We start from the raw sequence: 17,889 nt of genomic DNA, 5'->3' as shown, positions 1-17,889 counted from the left end.
TTCTATCTATAAATTAGTTAAATAATTAAGGATTATTGAACGAAATGGTTTTAAAAATTAAAAATTTTCAAATATTTATGAGGTAGAGTTGTTCTCAAGTTCAGGTAGATTTTACATCATCACGAAGAATAATTCTAAAAGTAGTCCCCTCATCGATTACTGAATTTTTCACAAAAATCTTTCCATTATGATAGTTTTCAATAATTCTTTTAGAGAGGCTTAATCCTAAACCCCAGCCTCTTTTTTTTGTGCTGTATCCAGGTCTAAAAACATCTTTTCTATGCTTATGTTCAATACCCTTTCCATTATCGGTGACTTCGATGGCAATCTTGTTTTTCTCTTTGTTAATGGAAAAATTAATTTCACCGTTGTCATGCTCAATAGCATCCAGTGCGTTTTTTATTAGATTTTCAATCACCCATTCAAATAATTCTGAATTAATGTTTGCAAGCATATTTGAATTGCCTGAAAGCTTAATCTGAACATTTTTACCCAGTTGAGGTATTCGGCGGTGAAAATAATTCACTACTTTTTGAATTACCTCATAAAGATTCTGCTCTTTCAATTCCGGTTTAGACCCGATCTTTGAAAACCGTTTGGTAATCTTATTAAGTCTCTCAAGATCACTATCAATTTCATTAGAGGTATCAAGTACCTTATCGGGATTATTGAAATTTAATTTTAACATTTCATTCCAACCCATCAGACTGGAGATAGGAGTTCCAAGCTGGTGGGCGGTTTCTTTCGACATTCCAACCCAGATATTGCTTTGCTCAGTTCTTTTAATATAGCTAAAGCTCACATAGGCTATTAGAATAAATATGAATGCTATAATAATTTGAGCGAAAGGATAATAGCGGAGTTGCTGGATTACTTCAGAATCACCATAATATATTTTTTGTAGTATGGTCCCATCAGGAGTTTTTACAGAAATTGGTTCATGTTCCTGCGCAAGTTTGTTAACCATTTTTTGGATGAATTCTGTTTTCTCAACAGATGATAGTGTGGAATCAATTTGAATATTCTTAAAACCTCCTTCATCAACTGGAGAACTAACTTTATCATTTGCATCTGTCAAAATAAGGGGGAAATCTATTCTTTGAATTATATTCTGGAATATAAAAGTATAATCAAGATTTGAAGTTTCTGAATTGGCAATAAATTCTAAACTGCTAGCATATAATTTTACAATTTCTGTTTCGCGGTTTTGTAATTTAGATACAAGATTCTGAGTGTAAATTAAAGTACTGATCGCGATTATGGCCGCAATCAGCACTAAAAGCAACTTAATGTTTATTGATGCCGATACGGGAGAAAATTTCATAAAGATACCGGAAATATTAATTGTTATAGTTGAATCGTTTGATCTCTTCTTGGTCCAACAGAAATGATGCTTATTTCAAACCCACTTTGCTGTGAAATAAACTGAAGATAATCTTTGGCTTCCAACGGAAGCTGATCGTAGTTGTTAATATTAGAGATCTCAGAATTCCACCCCTTAAGTGTTTCATAAACCGGTTTAACTTTCATCATTTCGCCCAAACTTGTTGGGTAAGTTTTAAGTTTTTTCCCATTTATCTCATATCCAACACAAACTTTAATTTCTTCAAAATGACTAAGAACGTCAAGTTTGGTAATAGCAGCTCTTCCAATTCCATTAATCATTCTTGAATAATTGAGTAAAAATGCATCGAACCACCCGCAACGCCTTGGACGGCCGGTAGTAGCTCCAAACTCGACTCCAATTTTTCTAAGCTTTTCTCCCAGTTCATCCTCAAGTTCGGTTGGGAATGGGCCTAAACCAACACGGGTTGTGTATGCTTTAACTATTCCTAGTACCGAAGAAATTTTTGTTGGCGGTATTCCAGATCCAGTACAAGCACCACCGCTTGTTGGATTTGAAGAAGTAACGAAAGGATATGTCCCAAAATCAACATCAAGTAGTGCTCCTTGAGCTCCCTCGAGTAGTATATTTTTATTCTCATCCAATGCATTTGATAAGTAAAGAGGAACATCTGCAATATACTCGTCAATATATTTATCGAACTCTATATATTCTTTTACTATTGATTCTACATCCAACTCTTTTTCATTATATACTTTTGTAAGAAGAACATTTTTTTCTTCAATATTCTGTTTTATTTTTTCACGAAGAATTTCTTTATCAAGAAGATCGACAATTTTAATACCCTTGCGTGCGTATTTATCAATGTAACATGGTCCAATTCCTCTGCCTGTAGTTCCAATTTTATTAGCACCACTCTCGTTTAATTGGTCAATTAATTTATGATAGGGCATAATTAAGTGGGCGTTATGACTTATAAGGAGCCTTCCCTTAATATTAATTCCCATCCCTTCCAATAACGAAATTTCTTCCATTAAAGCTTTAGGATCAATGACAACGCCATTGCCAATTGCGCACATGACTCCATCGCGTAAAATACCGGAGGGAATTAAGTGAAGAATAAATTTTTTATCTCCTATTATAACAGTGTGGCCAGCATTTGCTCCGCCCTGATATCTCACTACAACGTCAAATTGATCGCTTAGTATATCAACAATTTTTCCTTTACCCTCGTCACCCCATTGGCTGCCTACAATAACAGTAACACTCATTTACTACCTCTTAGAAAATTAAAATTAGAAAGGGAAGTATCCGGCAATAAAACCGGATACTGATAATAAGATAATACTAAACGAAACTTTTAATAGCTTCGTCAACAGAATTGAAATGCTCAAAAATTGTAATAAGTTTAGTGATAACAAGTAAACTCTCAATTTTTTCGGTTGCGTTAGCAAGTTTAAGTGATCCACCGCTATTCTTAATCGTCGTATAACCGCTTATAAGCATTCCAAGTCCCGAACTGTTCATAAATTTAGTATCTGCTAAATCAATAACAATATTTTTTTTGCCATCAAGAAGCAAATTCTTTAATAAATCGCTAAATTCTTGTGCTTCAGGGCCGCCCATTACATTCCCCTTCAATTCAACGATAACGGCATTGTATTTTTCTGTGACTTTCGCTTTCATAATTGCTCCGATTATTAATTAAATTTATTAATATTTATAAGTTTTTAAGCCCTTTTGCGCAGAGGCATTGGATATAATCCTCTGATAATATTTATATTGGAAAGCAAGTTATTGAATCCTTTAGTAAAAATAAAGAATTGATTTTGGTAATTCTATAACAATTTTTATTAGTAATTTTAGAACTAATAAATAAAACTCTCGTCTAAAAAATGGAACTTTCAAAAGAACAAGAACAATTTGATTTTTCTGAGAAGAAAGAGGAAAGGGAAGAGGATTTTGCCCTTATAAGAACTTTTGTTGAAGGGGACGAATCTACTTTCCGAATTCTGGTAATTAAACACAAAGAAAAAGTACGGAATTTGGTTTTCTTAACCCTTGGAGATACCGAATTTATTGATGATATATCTCAGGATGTGTTTATTAGTGTTTATCATAAATTAGGTGAATTTAGATTTGAGTCAAAATTTACCACGTGGCTTTATAGAATTACGGTTAATAAGTGCAGAGATTATCTAAGGAAAAAAAGGGTTCGAAGTATATTTGTGCCCATAAAAGAAACTGATACCGACTACGGTACCGGTCCTTTTTCTGAAAATGTTGACATTCCTAATCTGGTTAGGACAGCTATTGAAAAGATTCCGGAAAGATTGCGGGTCCCGTTAGTTATGAGGGATATTGAAGGCCTCAGTTATAAAGAAATTGCAGATTCACTTGGAACTGAAGTTGGTACAATAAAATCTAGAATATTTAGGGCTCGTGAAACACTAAAAATTATTCTTTCTCCATATCAGAAAGAATTAAGATCTTAAGAAGTGAACCATGTTAATAAATAAAGAGTTGTTTAAGAAATCTATTCCTTTTGTCTCCCTACTTATCCTTTCAGCAATCCTTATGTTCATTCTTAAGAATAAAAAAAATGAGTTAGGTCAAACTATAAATGACAGTAAAAATGCTCTGGTGGCATTAGTCCAAGGTTTACGTCCATTAGCTTTCCAAACGAAAATAACAAATGAAGATCTCTTTAATTTTGCACTTTTCCAGAGTTTACCAATAGATGAGAACAGAGAGAAAATATTAGTTCTGAATACGGAAGGGGAAAATCAATCATTTGAAATAAGAAATCTGGATAATGTTAATGAATCAAACAACTTTAATAAGTTTATTGAATATCTCAATTTGAAAGAACCTGAGGTAAATACTCTTGACTCAATTCTCAACACTTACAAGAAACCAATTTACTCTTCGGTATTAATTAGTTCCGATGAAACCTACGCGGTTAATCCAGAATTACAAAACACTCAAAGATTAATACTCGCCGATTTAATTGAATTTTCACAAAAGATTGACCCAAAAAAATCGGCTCAACTTTTCAATCAGAAATTTGAGACCAATCAGTTATCTAATTTACTTTCGAAAAGAGGAGAGGACCTGGAAAAAGATTTTATAATCATTTCTCCAAAAACTGTTACCGCAACAAAATTAGATTGGAATAATAAGGATCTTGAACGACAGATTGCTATAATTGAAAACAAAATCAGCAATTCCCCAGATGTACCTGCTCCACCACCAGTCCCTATTAATTTTAAAATAAATCCAGAAGAGAAAAAAAAATCGGTAAACAAAAAATTTGAATTTGAACATCAAAGTGATTCCAATTGGCAAAAAATAGTTATACCTGTTGATCAATTTAAATTGGCCGAAGAATTAAATGGGAATGTAAGAATTTCATTAGATGAGCTATCAAAAAAATTGCGGGATATCAAGATTAATATCCCGGAAATTGAAAAAAATGTTGCTAGCTCCAAACTGAAGAAAGCGATCAATAACCATAGAAATAAAACTGGAATAGTAAACCCATATTCAATTATTAATGAAACAATGAATATCGTGAATGAATCGCTACGGCTGATGCCAAAAGGAAATTCAGAAAAAGATTGGGAAGAATATGGTAGAAAAATGGATTCCATAGGTAAGAAAATCGAAAAGGTAATGAAAGAGAAGTATCAGAAAAGTGGTTCGAAACCGACAAAGGATTCAAACAAAATAGATCTAAAAATTAATTCAGTGGAAGATGACTCTCTAAAAGTTGAGAAAAAGTAACGTGAAAGAAAGCATTAATAAAAGAATAAAATCGAAACCTTTAGAGAATGCAATTGCTGCCGCAGTGTTGTTATTCCTCTTTAATTTAATTTTTCCCCAGCATCATTCATTTATTCCTTACCTGATTAATGAGTTCCTAGTACTCTTAACTATTTATTTCTTTTATAATTTTTTGAAAGGAGTACTATCGGGTAAATTGGATGTGCCTATTTCTATAATATTAAACACGGGTATACTCTCGGCACTTATGTTTTTTATAATTTCTATTTCTAATAATTTATTCGGCAGTTCTTTACAAAAAAACTTTAATCTAAACTTTTTCAACTCACTATTCTCACTGCTTGTTGTGTTTATATTTTTAGGCTCTGCAGTTTATATTTTTACGACTTTTCGCGAATTGTTTTTTCAAAGACAAAAGAAGGACCCGCAAACATATTTTAATACAATGCTATTCTTTTTTAGTCTTTCATTTTTTTCCAATGCATTGACAAAAATTGACAGATCGCTCGATTACCCAAAAGATGCTTTTTTTGTCGTAAGTATAATATTAATTGTTTTTAATTCGATAAGGGTAGCCTGGATTGCGTTCTTGCCGAAGAAACAAAAATATTATCTGCTTATTATCTCCATTATTCTTTCGGTCTTGTTCTCTTTAAATTATGCACAGATTACGGGCTCTAACTATAGCAAGCAAATGTTTTTTATGTTTTCCCCTGGGTTACACACGTTATTAAGTTTATTGATGATTTACGGGATAATTTATTTCATCGTCATTTTCTTCACCACTTTATTCCATTTACCCACAGCGGAAGCTTTTGACAGCAAAGCAGATGAACTTTCTTCATTCATGGATGTCACAAAACTCATCACTCAGGTTTTCGATTTTAGAGAATTAGCAGATACAATAACATCAATTACTGCACGGGTTTGTAATTCCGATGCGGCCTGGCTTGTTACAAAAGAAAATAACCTTTTAGAACTGAAAAGCGTTCAAAATATTGGGTATGTTGATGCAGAAATACTTACTAAAAAAATAATTAATTCGGATACAGACAATATTGATGTCATTAAAATATATCACTCGCTTGATGCAAGTAACGGAGCATCACCAAGTTATAAAGTAATTGCAATTGCTCCTCTTAAAGTACATGATTTGGTAAGCGGATATTTATTCGCCGCCCGTCACACGGATAAGGAATTTGATGTAGATGAAAAAAAATCAATTCAAACATTTGGGGATTATTCAGCGTTGGCGTTGGAAAATGCTAAATTATTGAAAGAATCAATTGAGAAGGAAAGACTTGAAAAGGAACTTGATGTTGCAAGGGATATTCAACGAAAAATATTGCCAAGAGAAATTCCAAAAGGTAATAATTTAGAAATTTCAGCGCTTTTTGTCCCTGCATTTGAAGTAGGTGGCGATTATTATGATTTCTTTGAAATAGATGAAAATAGATTAGGGTTTGTTGTTGCAGATGTTTCTGGTAAAGGAATTTCTGCAGCTTTTATAATGGCAGAGGTTAAAGGAATATTTGAATCCCTCTCAAAAATTATTTTTGAACCAAAACAATTATTGGTAAATGCAAACAATGTTTTAAAGGAAAGTTTAGACCGACGAAACTTTGTTACAGCTGTTTATGGCATACTGGATAAAAAGAGTGGAAAAGTAAAGATTGCAAGAGCAGGACACACTCCGGTGATGGTTAGTAGAAAAGTCGGGATTGAAAAATTACAGCCGAGCGGTATGGGATTAGGATTCGAGATGGCGAATAATTTCGCAGAAACGCTTCAAGAAATGGAAATTCAATTGAATAATGATGATATTTTGATTTGTTATTCCGATGGAATTACGGAAGCAATGAATTTTGAAAAGGAAGAGTTCGGTTACGATAATTTTGCAAACATCATCAAAAACAATCACACAAAAAGTGTCGATGATATTTCCAATAGAATAATGACTGAATTAAGTCTATTTAGCCGTGAGTTGTCGCAACATGATGATATCACCTTAGTATTAATTAGATGGAATAAAAATAAAAACGGAGAATCTTAATGGCGGAGTTCAATGCAAACTTACGGGATCATGGTTCCGTGAGCGTTATTGATCTTAAGGGGTATTTGGATGCCCACACTGCGCCCGATTTGGAGAATGTATTCAATTCATTAATCAACAAGAAGCAGTTTCAAGTTGTTGTTAATTTTAATGAGTTGAAGTACATCAGTAGCGCCGGGCTTGGCGTTTTTATGGCGTATGTGGAAACAATGCGTGAAAACAGTGGAGATATCAAATTCTCTAATATGAAAGATAATGTTTTCAATATTTTTGATCTTTTAGGATTCCCTATGCTTTATGAATTCTACAAAGATGAAACAGATGCCGTTCAAAAATTTATAAAATAGGCCCACTTTGAACGCTTCAAATAAAATATTGTCCGAAAAATTGACTGTTAACAGCAATACAGATAATCTTTCTCTTATAAGAGAGTTTACCAGAACTTCTGCCGAAAAAGTTGGCTTCACAGAAGATATAATTGGTAAAATTATTTTGGCTGTTGATGAAGCCTGTACCAATATTATTAAACATGCTTATAAAAATTTACCTGCCGGTAAAATAGATATAGAAATAGAATATAAAAATTCTCGTTTTGCAATTAAAATAGTTGATCAAGGTATTTCTTTCGATATACAAAAAGTCCCCGAACCAGATATTCAAGAGTACTATAAACAAAAAAGAGTGGGTGGTTTAGGTGTGTATCTTATGAAAAAATTGATGGATGAAGTAAATTATTCCACTCTTAAGGATGATAGAAACCAGATTGAAATAGTAAAATATCTAACAAGATAATAAATGCATAAGATTGATAATAACTCAGCTTTACGCAATCTTTCTGCTCTAGTTGATTTTAGTAACCTCATAAACTCTTCACTAGATCTTACCTTCGCTCTAAATAATATTTTACTTACCTGTTTTGGAAAATTTCACACAACAAGAGGTTTTATTAGTCTATATAATGATAACGGAATTCTTGAAGTTAAATCTTCAAAGGGGATTTCATCAGAGGTACTTCAATCCTTTAATGAAATACCATTTGATCCCGAGTTCGAGGAGAAAAATATTTCCAATTTTGCATTTAAGCATGGGTTCCCATTAATTCAGCAGATAAAATCTAACGATGAAAAAAAAGGATACTTAATACTCGGCAGCAGATTAACCAAAAAGGAATACGATGAAGATGATATTTCTTTCTTGATCACTATATTAAATGTAGGCGCGACTGCAATTGAAAACTCTCTTATTTTCGATAAACTAAAAAACGCAAATAGAAGTCTTGATTCAAAAGTAAATCAGTTAAGTGCACTGTTCGATTTGGGAAAAGAGTTCAGTGGTACTTTAGAAGTTAATACTGTAATTAAACTACTCGTTTATTCTTTAATCGGTCAGATGATGGTCTCCAAGTATGCTGTTGTTTCGTGTGCAGGCGGCTCAATAAATATCCTCGACAGCAAATACGATGAAATAAAACTAAAGGAGACTTTAAAAGTTTTAGATATTTCAAAAATCAATAGACCGCTGAATCGCTCTGAAATGGTTGGAGAATTTCAAAAGCTTGAAGAGATTAGCGTAGAATTGGTTGTTCCAATGCAGGTGAAAGGAGAAACTAAAGGCTTAATTTTACTTGGACATAGAAACAATAAAAAAGAGTATTCTAGGTCGGATATAGAATTTGTTTATTCTGTTGGAAGTTTTGCTATCATTTCAATAGAGAATGGAAGACTATTTAAGGAAACATTAGAAAAGCAACGACTCGAAAAAGATCTAGAAACTGCCAAAAATATTCAGAATAACCTTTTACCGAAGAGTCTCCCTAAATTAAAAAATTATGAAATTGCCGCTTACAATAGTCCAGCTAGAATGGTAGGGGGCGATTATTATGATATTATTAAACTCGATGAGAATAGGACTCTTATTGCAATAGCGGATGTATCTGGCAAGGGTGTTCCTGCCGCATTATTAATGGCAAATATTCAAGCATTTTTAAAGTCCATTTCAAAGATGAAGTTACCATTGGATGAATCCACGAATTTGCTGAACGATTTGGTCGCCGAGAATACAACGATGGGAAGTTTTATCACATTTTTTTGGGGGATACTCGATGACCAAACAATGGAGTTTACTTATGTAAATGCGGGGCATAATCCTCCTCTGCTAATAAGAAATTCAAAAATTGAGAAACTCAAAAAAGGGGGTATGATTCTTGGCGTAATGCAAACAATTGTCCCTTACATTTCGGAAACTATTACACTTCAACGAGAAGATGCTATCGTTTTATTCACAGATGGAATTACGGAAGCTATGAATACTAAATGGGAAGAATATAGTGATGAAAAACTTGAATCGCTCTCATTAGAGAATTGTAATAAGAGTGCCGATGAAATACTAAAAATAATGATGAGGAGCGTGAATGAGTTTACAGTTGGAGCAGAACAATCGGATGACATTACCTCAATTATTGTAAAAGTCAAATAGTAATATAAACTATAGCTTTTTCTTCTTTTAGTAAGAATTGTTTAAAATAAAAAACCCGACCAATTTGATCGGGTTTTTTGTTGTAAAAGAACTAAAACTAAAATTGAAGTTTACTTTTTACTCGGTTCGAGTATTCAAGAACAAATGCGCTTGCTACAAATATTGAAGAGTATGTTCCTACTATAAAACCAATTATCAACGCGAAAGCAAATCCTCTTAAAACTTCACCACCAAATATTAAGAGAATAACGACGGTTAATGCGGTTGTTAAAGTAGTAATAATAGTTCTGCTCATTGTTCTGTTAATGGCATAATTAATATTATCTTCTAAGGGTGCGGTCTTGTGAATTTTCATTTGTTCTCTAACTCTATCAAAAACAATAACGGTGTCGTTAATAGAATACCCAACCAATGTTAAGAACGCAGCCACAATACTTACAGAAAATTCAAGATTTAATCCTGGGATAACTCCGTAGAGAACAGTAAAAATTCCCAATGTAATCAATACGTCGTGGAACAATGCGGCAACAGCACCAATTGCAAATGCAAATTTGAAACGAAACCCTAAATAAACTAGAATTACAAGCAATGAAAGAATTACTGCAATTACCGCATCACTTTTTAATTCCTGCCCAATTTTAGGCCCAACTTTATCCTCTTTAAGTACAGTAAATGGATTGTCGGTATATTTTTCAGAAAGATTTTCCTTTAACCAATCTGAAATCCCAAGTCGAACAACAACTCCTGTATTGGTTGGTTCTTCCGAAACTTCTGCGGTTTGAAAACCAGCTTCATATAATCGGTTGGCAATAATATCGGCTGATTCGGGAGTTGGGAATTCATAAATAACTGCGGTATTGGTTGATTCAGTTATTTTTCTTTCCAAACCAGGTGATATATTATTTATCAAAGATTCAATTTTACTCTTAACAGTAGGGAGTAGATTGATTGGAATTTCTTGCAGATCAGTTCTTAAAAGAATGCCGGTTGAACCGCCAAAAGTTTTTACTTCGATATTGCCGAGCCCCAGTTTATCAACTTCACTTCTAATCTCGGTTATTTCGATTGGTTTTTCAAATTCAAGAGCAATTTCGGATCCACCTTTAAAGTCGATTCCAAAATTAATTCCTTTCACAAAAATTCCCAGGACCCCAAGTAAAATGAAAGCAGTAGAGACAAAATAGAAGAATGTCCTCTTGCTCATAAAATCGATTTTTAAATTTGCGAATAATCTCATCTATATAATCTCCTATATTAACCGAGGTTTACTTTATAGCCTTTGGCGAGCATAAAATCGAATATTAGGCGTACAAGGATTAATTGACTGAATAGTGAAGTGGCAATACCAATCATTAATGTAAGAGCAAATCCTTGAATTGGGCCGCTGCCAAATTGATAAAGTATTATACCGGTAAAAAACGTTGTAATGTTGGAGTCGAAGATCGCAGAGTAGGAATGTTTAAATCCAGCCTCAACCGCTGCTTTCACTGTTTTGCCTGTAGATAGTTCTTCTCTAATTCTCTCAAAAATAATTACGTTAGCATCAACAGCCATACCCATTGTTAACACTATACCAGCAATACCGGGCAATGTTAATGTTGCTCTAAATGCTGCAAGAATACCGAGAAGTAGAAGAATTGTAAATACAAGCGCAAAATCGGCAAATGAACCAGCTTTTCTGTAATAGAAAATCATAAAGATTGCTACAATTAAGTAACCCAAAGTAATTGAGTTAAATCCTTGGCTAATCGAATCTTGTCCTAATGATGGACCAATTGTTCTCTCTTCAATTATGTCTATTGGGGCAGGAAGTGCACCGGCTTTTAGAACAATCTCTAAAAGTTTTGCTTCATCAAGATTAGGCATTCCCGAAATCTGAGAATTTCCTGAAGGTATTTTATTTTGGATAGTAGGAGCAGTATAAGCCATTCCATCTAAAATAACTGCACATCTTTTGCCAATATTTGAGCCTGTAATTCTAGCCCATTCACGCGCGCCCTCACTATTCATTTGCATATTTACAACCGGAGCTGAAGTAGAAGGATCGATATTCGATTGTGCGTCAACTATAACACCACCGGTTAACTCGGCAGTTTTGTTTACCGCATACATTCTGAAAAACTTTTTGCCATCTTCTCCAACTTCAGGTTTTGCATCATAAACAAATTCAAGATTATCCGGCAAAATATTTTTTACGTCAGGTCTTTGAAGATATTGACTAATTAGATCACGATCTTCTTCTTGCACAAACGCATCCGCAATAGATCCGGTTTGATCAATGAGTCGAGCCACGGCAAAGAAAGGATGTTGTTTTGCAAATTGTTCTTCGGTTAAATCACCCTGCTGAGTAGTTGTATCAGTTTCTTGTTTACCGGCAAGTATTTCATCAATTCTATTCATTATTGGAATTACTTGGTCAGCTTCTTTAACCAATTTAAATTCTAGCAACGCTCTTCCTTGAAGAAGTCTTTTGGCTTCTTCCTCTCTAGCAATGCCAGGTAATTCAACAACAATTCGTCTTGATCCTTGTTTCTGAATATTTGGTTCAGAAACGCCATATTGGTCAACTCTATTACGAATAATTTCAATAGCTCTCGTTACCGCATCAGCCTCTTGTTCTAGCAGTCTAGCTTCAATCTGTGTGTCATCTTCTCTGATAGATCCAAAGTAGCGGCTTAATCGAACATTTTTTTCTCTCATTCTGCGGGAAAAAATAGAAACCACATTTTCATCAGATATCTTTGATTCTTTCTCAGAATCACTTAGTATTTGATTGAATTGTTCATCGGTATCTTTAGCAATTTTTTCGAGTAGTTTTGCAGTATTGACTTCCATTACTATATACATACCGCCTTGCAAATCAAGTCCAAGTTTAATTCTCTTTTCTCTAGCATCGCGGAAATCTTGATTATTTGTTAGGATACTATCTTTTTTAGATTGAATTATATCCTTTAACTCAATTTTTGTAATGGTAGGATTGCTCGTTTTTATCTTTTTTTCAACTGTCTCAAGATTTTTTGCTACCTCTTTGTTGTTACGGTAATCTTGATAAGTGGGGAATAGCAGATAAATAGTAAGAGCCAATGCACCAATGATAAGTATAAGTCTGAATCTTAATTCTTTCATTAGATTTTATAGTTTAGTTTTTAAATTTGATGAATTTAGATACCATTATTAAAAAACAATAAGGTACATATCACATAAAAATGCCCCGCAATAGGGGCTTAATATGTTTTAGTACTACTCTCTTACAACCCAGGTTTTAAGAGTAGCAGTAACGCTTGGATGAAGTTTGACTGAAACACTATAAATACCTAATGCTTTAATAGGTTCTGTGATTTCAATTTTTCTTCTATCCAAATCGAAACCTTTTTCTTTAAGGAAGTCAGCAATCATCTGATTAGTAACAGTACCAAAAATTTTATCTTCCTCTCCAACAGTAACTGGAATAGTAACCGAGACTTTTTCAAGTTCAGTTGCCAAATTTTGAGCGGTTTCTAATTCTTTAGCTTCCTTTTTCAGGATTTGTTTTTTCTCTTCTTCGAGAGCAAGTATATTACCTTTAGTTGCTTGATAAGCAATTTGTCGTGGCAATAAAAAGTTTCTCGCGTAACCGTCTTTAACATTTACAATATCACCAACTTTTCCAAGCTGGTCAAAGTTTTTTCTTAATATTACTTTCATCATGTCACCTTATCCTACTTAACTGCTTCAGAAACGAAGGGTAAAATAGCCAATTGTCTAGCGCGTTTAATAGCAACAACTAATTCACGATGTTGTATTGCGGTTAAACCGGTAATTCTTCTTGGTATAATTTTCCCTTGATCTGTGAGAAATTTTTGTAATTGTTTTGAATCTTTGTAATCGATATAGCTATCAATTACTCTTTTAACTTTTTTTTGTGTTTTCATTTAAAAACTCCCGTCCTAATTTTCTTTCATCAAATCTGATTCTTCATCAGTTAAGAATTTGTCGAAAGAATTATCTTCATATTCGGTATCATCAACAATTGAATCGCTATCATCACCGTTATGGTTTCTGCTAGCTTTGTTTAAGAATTGAATTCTTTTAGCTTTAATCTCAACAATTGTTCTATTTTTACCGTCTTCAGTTTTGAAAGTGCGGCTTTGCAATTCGCCATCAATTAAAACAGCACTGCCTTTTTTAAGGCGGTCTCTGCAGCTATCGGCCAATTTGTTCCATGCAACAACACCAACGTAACAAACATCTTCCTGCCATTGATTACTGCTGTCTTTATATCTTCTATTTGCTGCGATATGAAAATTTACTACAGGTGTATTATTAGACGTTTGTCTAAATACAGGATCTTTCGTTAGGTTACCCGCAACAATAGCATTATTAATTTCTGGCATCTTAAGGTCAGCCATCTATTCCTCCGTTGCTTTCTAAAGTTTAACTCTTATTCTTTTGTTACATCTTGGTTGGCTGCTGCTTCAACCTCTATAGCTTTGGCTGCTGCTTCTTTTTGCTTTGAAATTGCTTCTAAAGCAAATTTATCTAGCGCGATTGTGAGATATCGATAAATATTTTCTTCCAATCTGTAATTTCTCTCAAGAACCGAAATAAAATCGGTCGATGAGGCAAATCTGAAAATAACATAATAACCGCTTTTTGCTTTTTTAATTGCGTAAGCTAGGCGTTTTCTACCCCATTTTTCAACTTCGAGTATATCTCCGCCATGTGTGGTTATTGATTCTTGGATTTGATTTACGATTTGATCAACTTGTGAGTCTTCAAGTGCTGCATTAATAATTACAACACTTTCGTAGGTATTTTTACGCATTCGTTTCACCTCCCTTTGGTCTTCTGGCCTTTCAGGTCTCTGAAAAGCAGGGTTATTTAATTAAGGCTACAAAAATAGGATTATTTTATTAACGGTGCAATAACTAAAGATACTACCGACATAAGTTTTATTAGAATGTTCAAAGAAGGACCTGAGGTATCCTTAAATGGATCACCAACAGTATCCCCAACAACCGCAGCCTTATGCGCGTCAGTTCCTTTCGAATAGTGAAATCCATCGATCATAATTCCACTTTCAATAAGTTTTTTAGCATTATCCCATGCTCCACCAGCATTTGATTGAAAAATTGCCAATAAAACGCCGCTAGTTGTTACTCCCCCTAATAAACCGGCAAGCATTTCCTTATTTGTGAACCCAACAATTACGGGAATACTTACAGCTAAAATCCCGGGAATTATCATTTCTTTGATTGCAGCCTGAGTTGAAATTTCAACACATTTAGAGTATTCAGCCTTTGCGGTTCCCTCTCTTAAACCCTTAATTTCTCGAAATTGCCTCCCAACTTCGATAATCATTTGTTTAGCCGCCTTTCCAACTGCATTCATCGATAAAGCTGAAAATAAAAATGGCAGCATTGCACCAACAAATAATCCGGCCATAATGATCGGGTTCGAAATATCAATAGAGCTTATTTCTGCCTGATGCATGTAAGCTGAGAATAATGCTAAAGTTGTTAACGCAGCAGAGCCAATCGCAAATCCCTTTCCAATGGCAGCGGTAGTATTTCCAACAGCGTCAAGTTTATCGGTTCTCTCTCGAACTTCTTTTGGTAACTCCGACATCTCAGCAATTCCACCAGCATTATCTGAAATTGGACCGTAGGCATCAACCGCTAATTGAATACCTGTTGTGGAAAGCATACCCAGTGCGGCGATTGCAATTCCGTATAAATTTGATGATAAATAAGAACCAATTATTGCTGCGGCTATAATTAGAATTGGAATTGCTGTTGAGATCATTCCAACGCCTAATCCGGAAATAATATTTGTTGCTACTCCGGTTATAGATTGATTTGCTATTGATTTTACAGGTGCGTGATCTGTACTGGTGTAATACTCAGTAACCAGTCCAACTAAAACACCAGCAACCAACCCAATTACAGTGGCGGAAAAAATACCCAACTGAGTATAGGTAAAATTATTATGTACCCAAGATTCGGGCAATACAATTTTGATTATAATATATGATGCAAGCAGCATTAAACCTGCTGCTGCGAATTCACCTAGATTAAGAGCTTTTTGCGGATTTCCTCCCTCTTTAACTCTAACTAATGTTGCCCCAAAAATTGATGTTACAATTCCCGCAGCAGCAAGGAAAAGGGGGAGTAGAACAGCTTCTAATCCAATTTCAGGTACATTGGGATCAGCAAATATGGCGCCGAGAACCATGGTCCCGACAATCGCTCCAACATATGATTCAAATAGATCGGCGCCCATTCCGGCAACATCACCAACATTATCGCCAACGTTATCTGCAATAACTGCAGGATTTCTCGGATCATCTTCAGGTATTCCTTCATAAACTTTTCCGGCCAAATCCGCCCCTACATCTGCGGCTTTGGTATAAATTCCACCACCAACTCTAGCAAATAGAGCAATAGAAGATGCGCCCAAGGAGAATCCGGATAACACATTTATTATCCTAGCTAATGAATCAACACTTGATGCATCCCATAAATAATTATAAAATATGAAGAGAATACTTAATCCAAAAATACCGAGACCCACAACATTCATCCCCATAATTGCTCCACCAGAAAACGCAATTTGCAGAGCCTGTCCTAATCCTTTTGTCGCGGCTTGAGTGGTTCGCACATTAGCTTTTGTTGCCGCAATCATACCCAAATAACCAGCTAATGCTGAAGCAAAAGCCCCGACAAGAAACGACAATGCAATAAGCCATGATGAATCGGATTGATTTCTATTGGAAAATGCTAAAATAGCCGCAACGGTAACAACAAATACTGCTAATATTTTATATTCGGTTTTTAAGAATGCGATGGCTCCTTCTCGTATATGCCCCGCTATTTCCTGCATTTTTTTTGTGCCAGGATCTTGTTTGCTAATCCATGAATTTTTGTAGTAAGAATAAAATAGTGCGGCAAGTCCAAAAAATGGAATGATATATAATAAGTCAATCATGAAGTGCCCTCTCGATAATCCTTTTGGTTATTAAGTTCTTTTTTTAATTCTTTAGATTTCTTGCTGAAATGATTTAACGATTTTTGATAACCGCCAATGATAAAATGCTCTATTAATTCCATAAGTAAAGGGAACGATTCATCCAACTTTTTAAGTTCAACTTCAGAAAAGTTATCAAGAACAAAATTGGACAAATTATTTATTGGAGACTGTTGCCCAATTCCCATTTTAATTCTAGCAAATTCATTTGTATTAAGATGATAAATAATTGATTTGATTCCATTATGACCTCCATCGCCTCCCTTATTTCTAATTCTGATTTGGGGGAACTGGGTGTATAAATCATCGTAAATAATCAGTAGTTCACTAATGTTTGAGTTAAAGTGTTCCATTGCATTTAAAACTGCAATACCACTTAGGTTCATAAATGTGGTGGGTTTAATCAAAAAAAAATCGGAAGGGCCTAACGTTCCTTCCGAATAATAAAAATCATACTTTGAGGGCTTAAATTGAAGATTATGTTTTTCAGCAAACCGATCTAAAATCAGAAAACCAATGTTATGGCGAGTTAGTTGATACTTAAAACCGGGATTACCCAGCCCAATTATCCCTCGCAATAGAAATTAATCCTCATCGCCTGCAGGTTTACCTTTGCCAATTACCTCAGGTTCAGCTTTAGCTTCACCATCAGCTGCAGAAGCTTCAGCAACGCGCGGGGCATTTACTGATACTATAATCATTTCTTCTGGATGCATAATTTTTACACCCTCAATATTTATATCTTTCACATGAATAGCTTTTCCTAATTCAAGATTGGAAATATCAAGCGTAATATGATCTGGAATTTGTGCGGGTAAGCAGGAAACCAAAACTTTGTGAATTGAGTGAGATAGAACGCCGCCGTCTCTTACACCTTTTGCTTGACCGGTAATAGCAATAGGAACTTCCAATTCAATTGTTTGATCAGCTGAAATTCCTTGGAAATCGCAATGAATAATTTTGTCGGATACCGGATCAAATTGAACATTTTTAAGAATAGCTTTCAAATTTTGGTCGTCATCAACCGTTAGATTTACTATATGAGTTTCGGAAGTATAAACCAGTGGTTTTAATGAACTTGCCAGAACTGATAGATTGATTGGGTCGGAACCTTTTGCATAATAAATTCCGGGAACATATCCACTAGTTCTAAGCTGGTTTACAGCTCCCTTAGTGGAAATTTCTCTTTTTTTCGCATTTACTGTTATTTCAGACATTTTTAATT

Annotated in this window: 18 protein-coding genes; 6 read left to right on the top strand and 12 right to left on the bottom strand. The window is 34.4% G+C overall.

The features are described 5' to 3' along the window. Positions 1-100: 100 nt before the first annotated feature. The 3 genes from KF816_11815 to KF816_11805 form a co-directional block, all read right to left on the bottom strand. Positions 101-1,324, bottom strand: a complete 1,224-nt coding sequence (locus tag KF816_11815) for a HAMP domain-containing histidine kinase (protein MBX3008698.1) — start codon at positions 1,322-1,324, stop codon at positions 101-103. 23 nt (positions 1,325-1,347) lie between these two features. Beyond that, on the bottom strand, positions 1,348-2,616 hold the full coding sequence (locus KF816_11810) for an adenylosuccinate synthase (GenBank protein MBX3008697.1): 1,269 nt from the start codon (positions 2,614-2,616) through the stop codon (positions 1,348-1,350). A 76-nt stretch (positions 2,617-2,692) separates the two neighbouring features. Then, entirely contained in the window at positions 2,693-3,031 is a 339-nt protein-coding gene (locus KF816_11805; protein ID MBX3008696.1) for an STAS domain-containing protein, read from the bottom strand. 209 nt (positions 3,032-3,240) lie between these two features. On the opposite strand from KF816_11805, the gene KF816_11800 reads away from it, so the two are divergent. From KF816_11800 to KF816_11775, 6 genes are read left to right on the top strand one after another with little or no spacing between them, the layout of a single operon-like run. Next, a complete protein-coding gene (locus KF816_11800) occupies positions 3,241-3,840 on the top strand; it encodes a sigma-70 family RNA polymerase sigma factor (protein MBX3008695.1) in 600 nt (199 codons plus the stop codon). A gap of 10 nt (positions 3,841-3,850) precedes the next feature. Then, positions 3,851-5,131, top strand: a complete 1,281-nt coding sequence (locus KF816_11795) for a hypothetical protein (protein MBX3008694.1) — start codon at positions 3,851-3,853, stop codon at positions 5,129-5,131. Position 5,132: 1 nt separating this feature from the next. Next, positions 5,133-7,184: a SpoIIE family protein phosphatase gene (locus KF816_11790; GenBank protein MBX3008693.1), complete on the top strand. Its 2,052-nt coding sequence runs from the start codon at positions 5,133-5,135 to the stop codon at positions 7,182-7,184. Next, positions 7,184-7,531, top strand: a complete 348-nt coding sequence (locus tag KF816_11785; GenBank protein MBX3008692.1) for an STAS domain-containing protein — start codon at positions 7,184-7,186, stop codon at positions 7,529-7,531. Before KF816_11790 ends, KF816_11785 begins: the two co-directional genes overlap by 1 nt. Positions 7,532-7,556: 25 nt before the next feature. Then, on the top strand, positions 7,557-7,976 hold the full coding sequence (locus KF816_11780) for an ATP-binding protein (GenBank protein MBX3008691.1): 420 nt from the start codon (positions 7,557-7,559) through the stop codon (positions 7,974-7,976). A gap of 3 nt (positions 7,977-7,979) precedes the next feature. Next, complete coding sequence (locus KF816_11775) at positions 7,980-9,659, top strand: PP2C family protein-serine/threonine phosphatase (protein ID MBX3008690.1); 1,680 nt, start codon at positions 7,980-7,982, stop codon at positions 9,657-9,659. Between the two features lie 97 nt (positions 9,660-9,756). Here KF816_11775 and secF read toward each other — a convergent pair whose 3' ends face one another. From secF to KF816_11730, 9 genes are all read right to left on the bottom strand, one after another. After that, the gene (gene secF, locus KF816_11770) at positions 9,757-10,896 is read right to left on the bottom strand and encodes a protein translocase subunit SecF (protein MBX3008689.1); all 1,140 of its coding nucleotides are present in this window, start codon (positions 10,894-10,896) and stop codon (positions 9,757-9,759) included. A gap of 17 nt (positions 10,897-10,913) precedes the next feature. After that, positions 10,914-12,785 (bottom strand): protein translocase subunit SecD, encoded by a 1,872-nt coding sequence (gene secD, locus KF816_11765; protein MBX3008688.1) that lies wholly within the window; start codon positions 12,783-12,785, stop codon positions 10,914-10,916. 114 nt (positions 12,786-12,899) lie between these two features. Further along, the gene (gene rplI / locus KF816_11760; GenBank protein ID MBX3008687.1) at positions 12,900-13,343 is read right to left on the bottom strand and encodes a 50S ribosomal protein L9; all 444 of its coding nucleotides are present in this window, start codon (positions 13,341-13,343) and stop codon (positions 12,900-12,902) included. A 14-nt stretch (positions 13,344-13,357) separates the two neighbouring features. Then, positions 13,358-13,570 (bottom strand): 30S ribosomal protein S18, encoded by a 213-nt coding sequence (gene rpsR, locus KF816_11755; GenBank protein ID MBX3008686.1) that lies wholly within the window; start codon positions 13,568-13,570, stop codon positions 13,358-13,360. Positions 13,571-13,585: 15 nt separating this feature from the next. Continuing rightward, a complete protein-coding gene (locus KF816_11750) occupies positions 13,586-14,047 on the bottom strand; it encodes a single-stranded DNA-binding protein (GenBank protein ID MBX3008685.1) in 462 nt (153 codons plus the stop codon). A gap of 32 nt (positions 14,048-14,079) precedes the next feature. After that, a complete protein-coding gene (gene rpsF, locus KF816_11745; GenBank protein ID MBX3008684.1) occupies positions 14,080-14,463 on the bottom strand; it encodes a 30S ribosomal protein S6 in 384 nt (127 codons plus the stop codon). Between the two features lie 80 nt (positions 14,464-14,543). Next, entirely contained in the window at positions 14,544-16,625 is a 2,082-nt protein-coding gene (locus KF816_11740) for a sodium-translocating pyrophosphatase (protein MBX3008683.1), read from the bottom strand. Further along, positions 16,622-17,242, bottom strand: coding sequence for an aminoacyl-tRNA hydrolase (pth, locus tag KF816_11735; protein MBX3008682.1), 621 nt, complete (start codon positions 17,240-17,242; stop codon positions 16,622-16,624). The genes KF816_11740 and pth overlap by 4 nt, the downstream gene beginning before the upstream one ends. 6 nt (positions 17,243-17,248) lie before the next feature. Next, on the bottom strand, positions 17,249-17,881 hold the full coding sequence (locus tag KF816_11730; protein MBX3008681.1) for a 50S ribosomal protein L25: 633 nt from the start codon (positions 17,879-17,881) through the stop codon (positions 17,249-17,251). Positions 17,882-17,889 lie beyond the last annotated feature (8 nt).

The organism is Melioribacteraceae bacterium (assembly GCA_019638015.1).
Classification (GTDB): Bacteria; Bacteroidota; Ignavibacteria; order Ignavibacteriales; family Melioribacteraceae; genus JAHBUP01.
Note: the sequence above shows the minus strand (reverse complement) of the source record. Positions and strands in the feature narration are given on the sequence as shown.

Bases quoted from the DNA above. Each gene is read 5' to 3' on its own strand.
- secD (MBX3008688.1), bottom strand. From the start codon at position 12,785: ATGAAAGAATTAAGATTCAGACTTATACTTATCATTGGTGCATTGGCT.
- KF816_11730 (MBX3008681.1), bottom strand. From the start codon at position 17,881: ATGTCTGAAATAACAGTAAATGCGAAAAAAAGAGAAATTTCCACTAAG.
- KF816_11810 (MBX3008697.1), bottom strand. From the start codon at position 2,616: ATGAGTGTTACTGTTATTGTAGGCAGCCAATGGGGTGACGAGGGTAAA.
- secF (MBX3008689.1), bottom strand. From the start codon at position 10,896: ATGAGATTATTCGCAAATTTAAAAATCGATTTTATGAGCAAGAGGACA.
- rplI (MBX3008687.1), bottom strand. From the start codon at position 13,343: ATGAAAGTAATATTAAGAAAAAACTTTGACCAGCTTGGAAAAGTTGGT.
- KF816_11785 (MBX3008692.1), top strand. From the start codon at position 7,184: ATGGCGGAGTTCAATGCAAACTTACGGGATCATGGTTCCGTGAGCGTT.
- KF816_11795 (MBX3008694.1), top strand. From the start codon at position 3,851: ATGTTAATAAATAAAGAGTTGTTTAAGAAATCTATTCCTTTTGTCTCC.
- KF816_11805 (MBX3008696.1), bottom strand. From the start codon at position 3,031: ATGAAAGCGAAAGTCACAGAAAAATACAATGCCGTTATCGTTGAATTG.
- rpsF (MBX3008684.1), bottom strand. From the start codon at position 14,463: ATGCGTAAAAATACCTACGAAAGTGTTGTAATTATTAATGCAGCACTT.
- KF816_11740 (MBX3008683.1), bottom strand. From the start codon at position 16,625: ATGATTGACTTATTATATATCATTCCATTTTTTGGACTTGCCGCACTA.
- KF816_11775 (MBX3008690.1), top strand. From the start codon at position 7,980: ATGCATAAGATTGATAATAACTCAGCTTTACGCAATCTTTCTGCTCTA.
- KF816_11800 (MBX3008695.1), top strand. From the start codon at position 3,241: ATGGAACTTTCAAAAGAACAAGAACAATTTGATTTTTCTGAGAAGAAA.
- rpsR (MBX3008686.1), bottom strand. From the start codon at position 13,570: ATGAAAACACAAAAAAAAGTTAAAAGAGTAATTGATAGCTATATCGAT.
- KF816_11815 (MBX3008698.1), bottom strand. From the start codon at position 1,324: ATGAAATTTTCTCCCGTATCGGCATCAATAAACATTAAGTTGCTTTTA.
- KF816_11750 (MBX3008685.1), bottom strand. From the start codon at position 14,047: ATGGCTGACCTTAAGATGCCAGAAATTAATAATGCTATTGTTGCGGGT.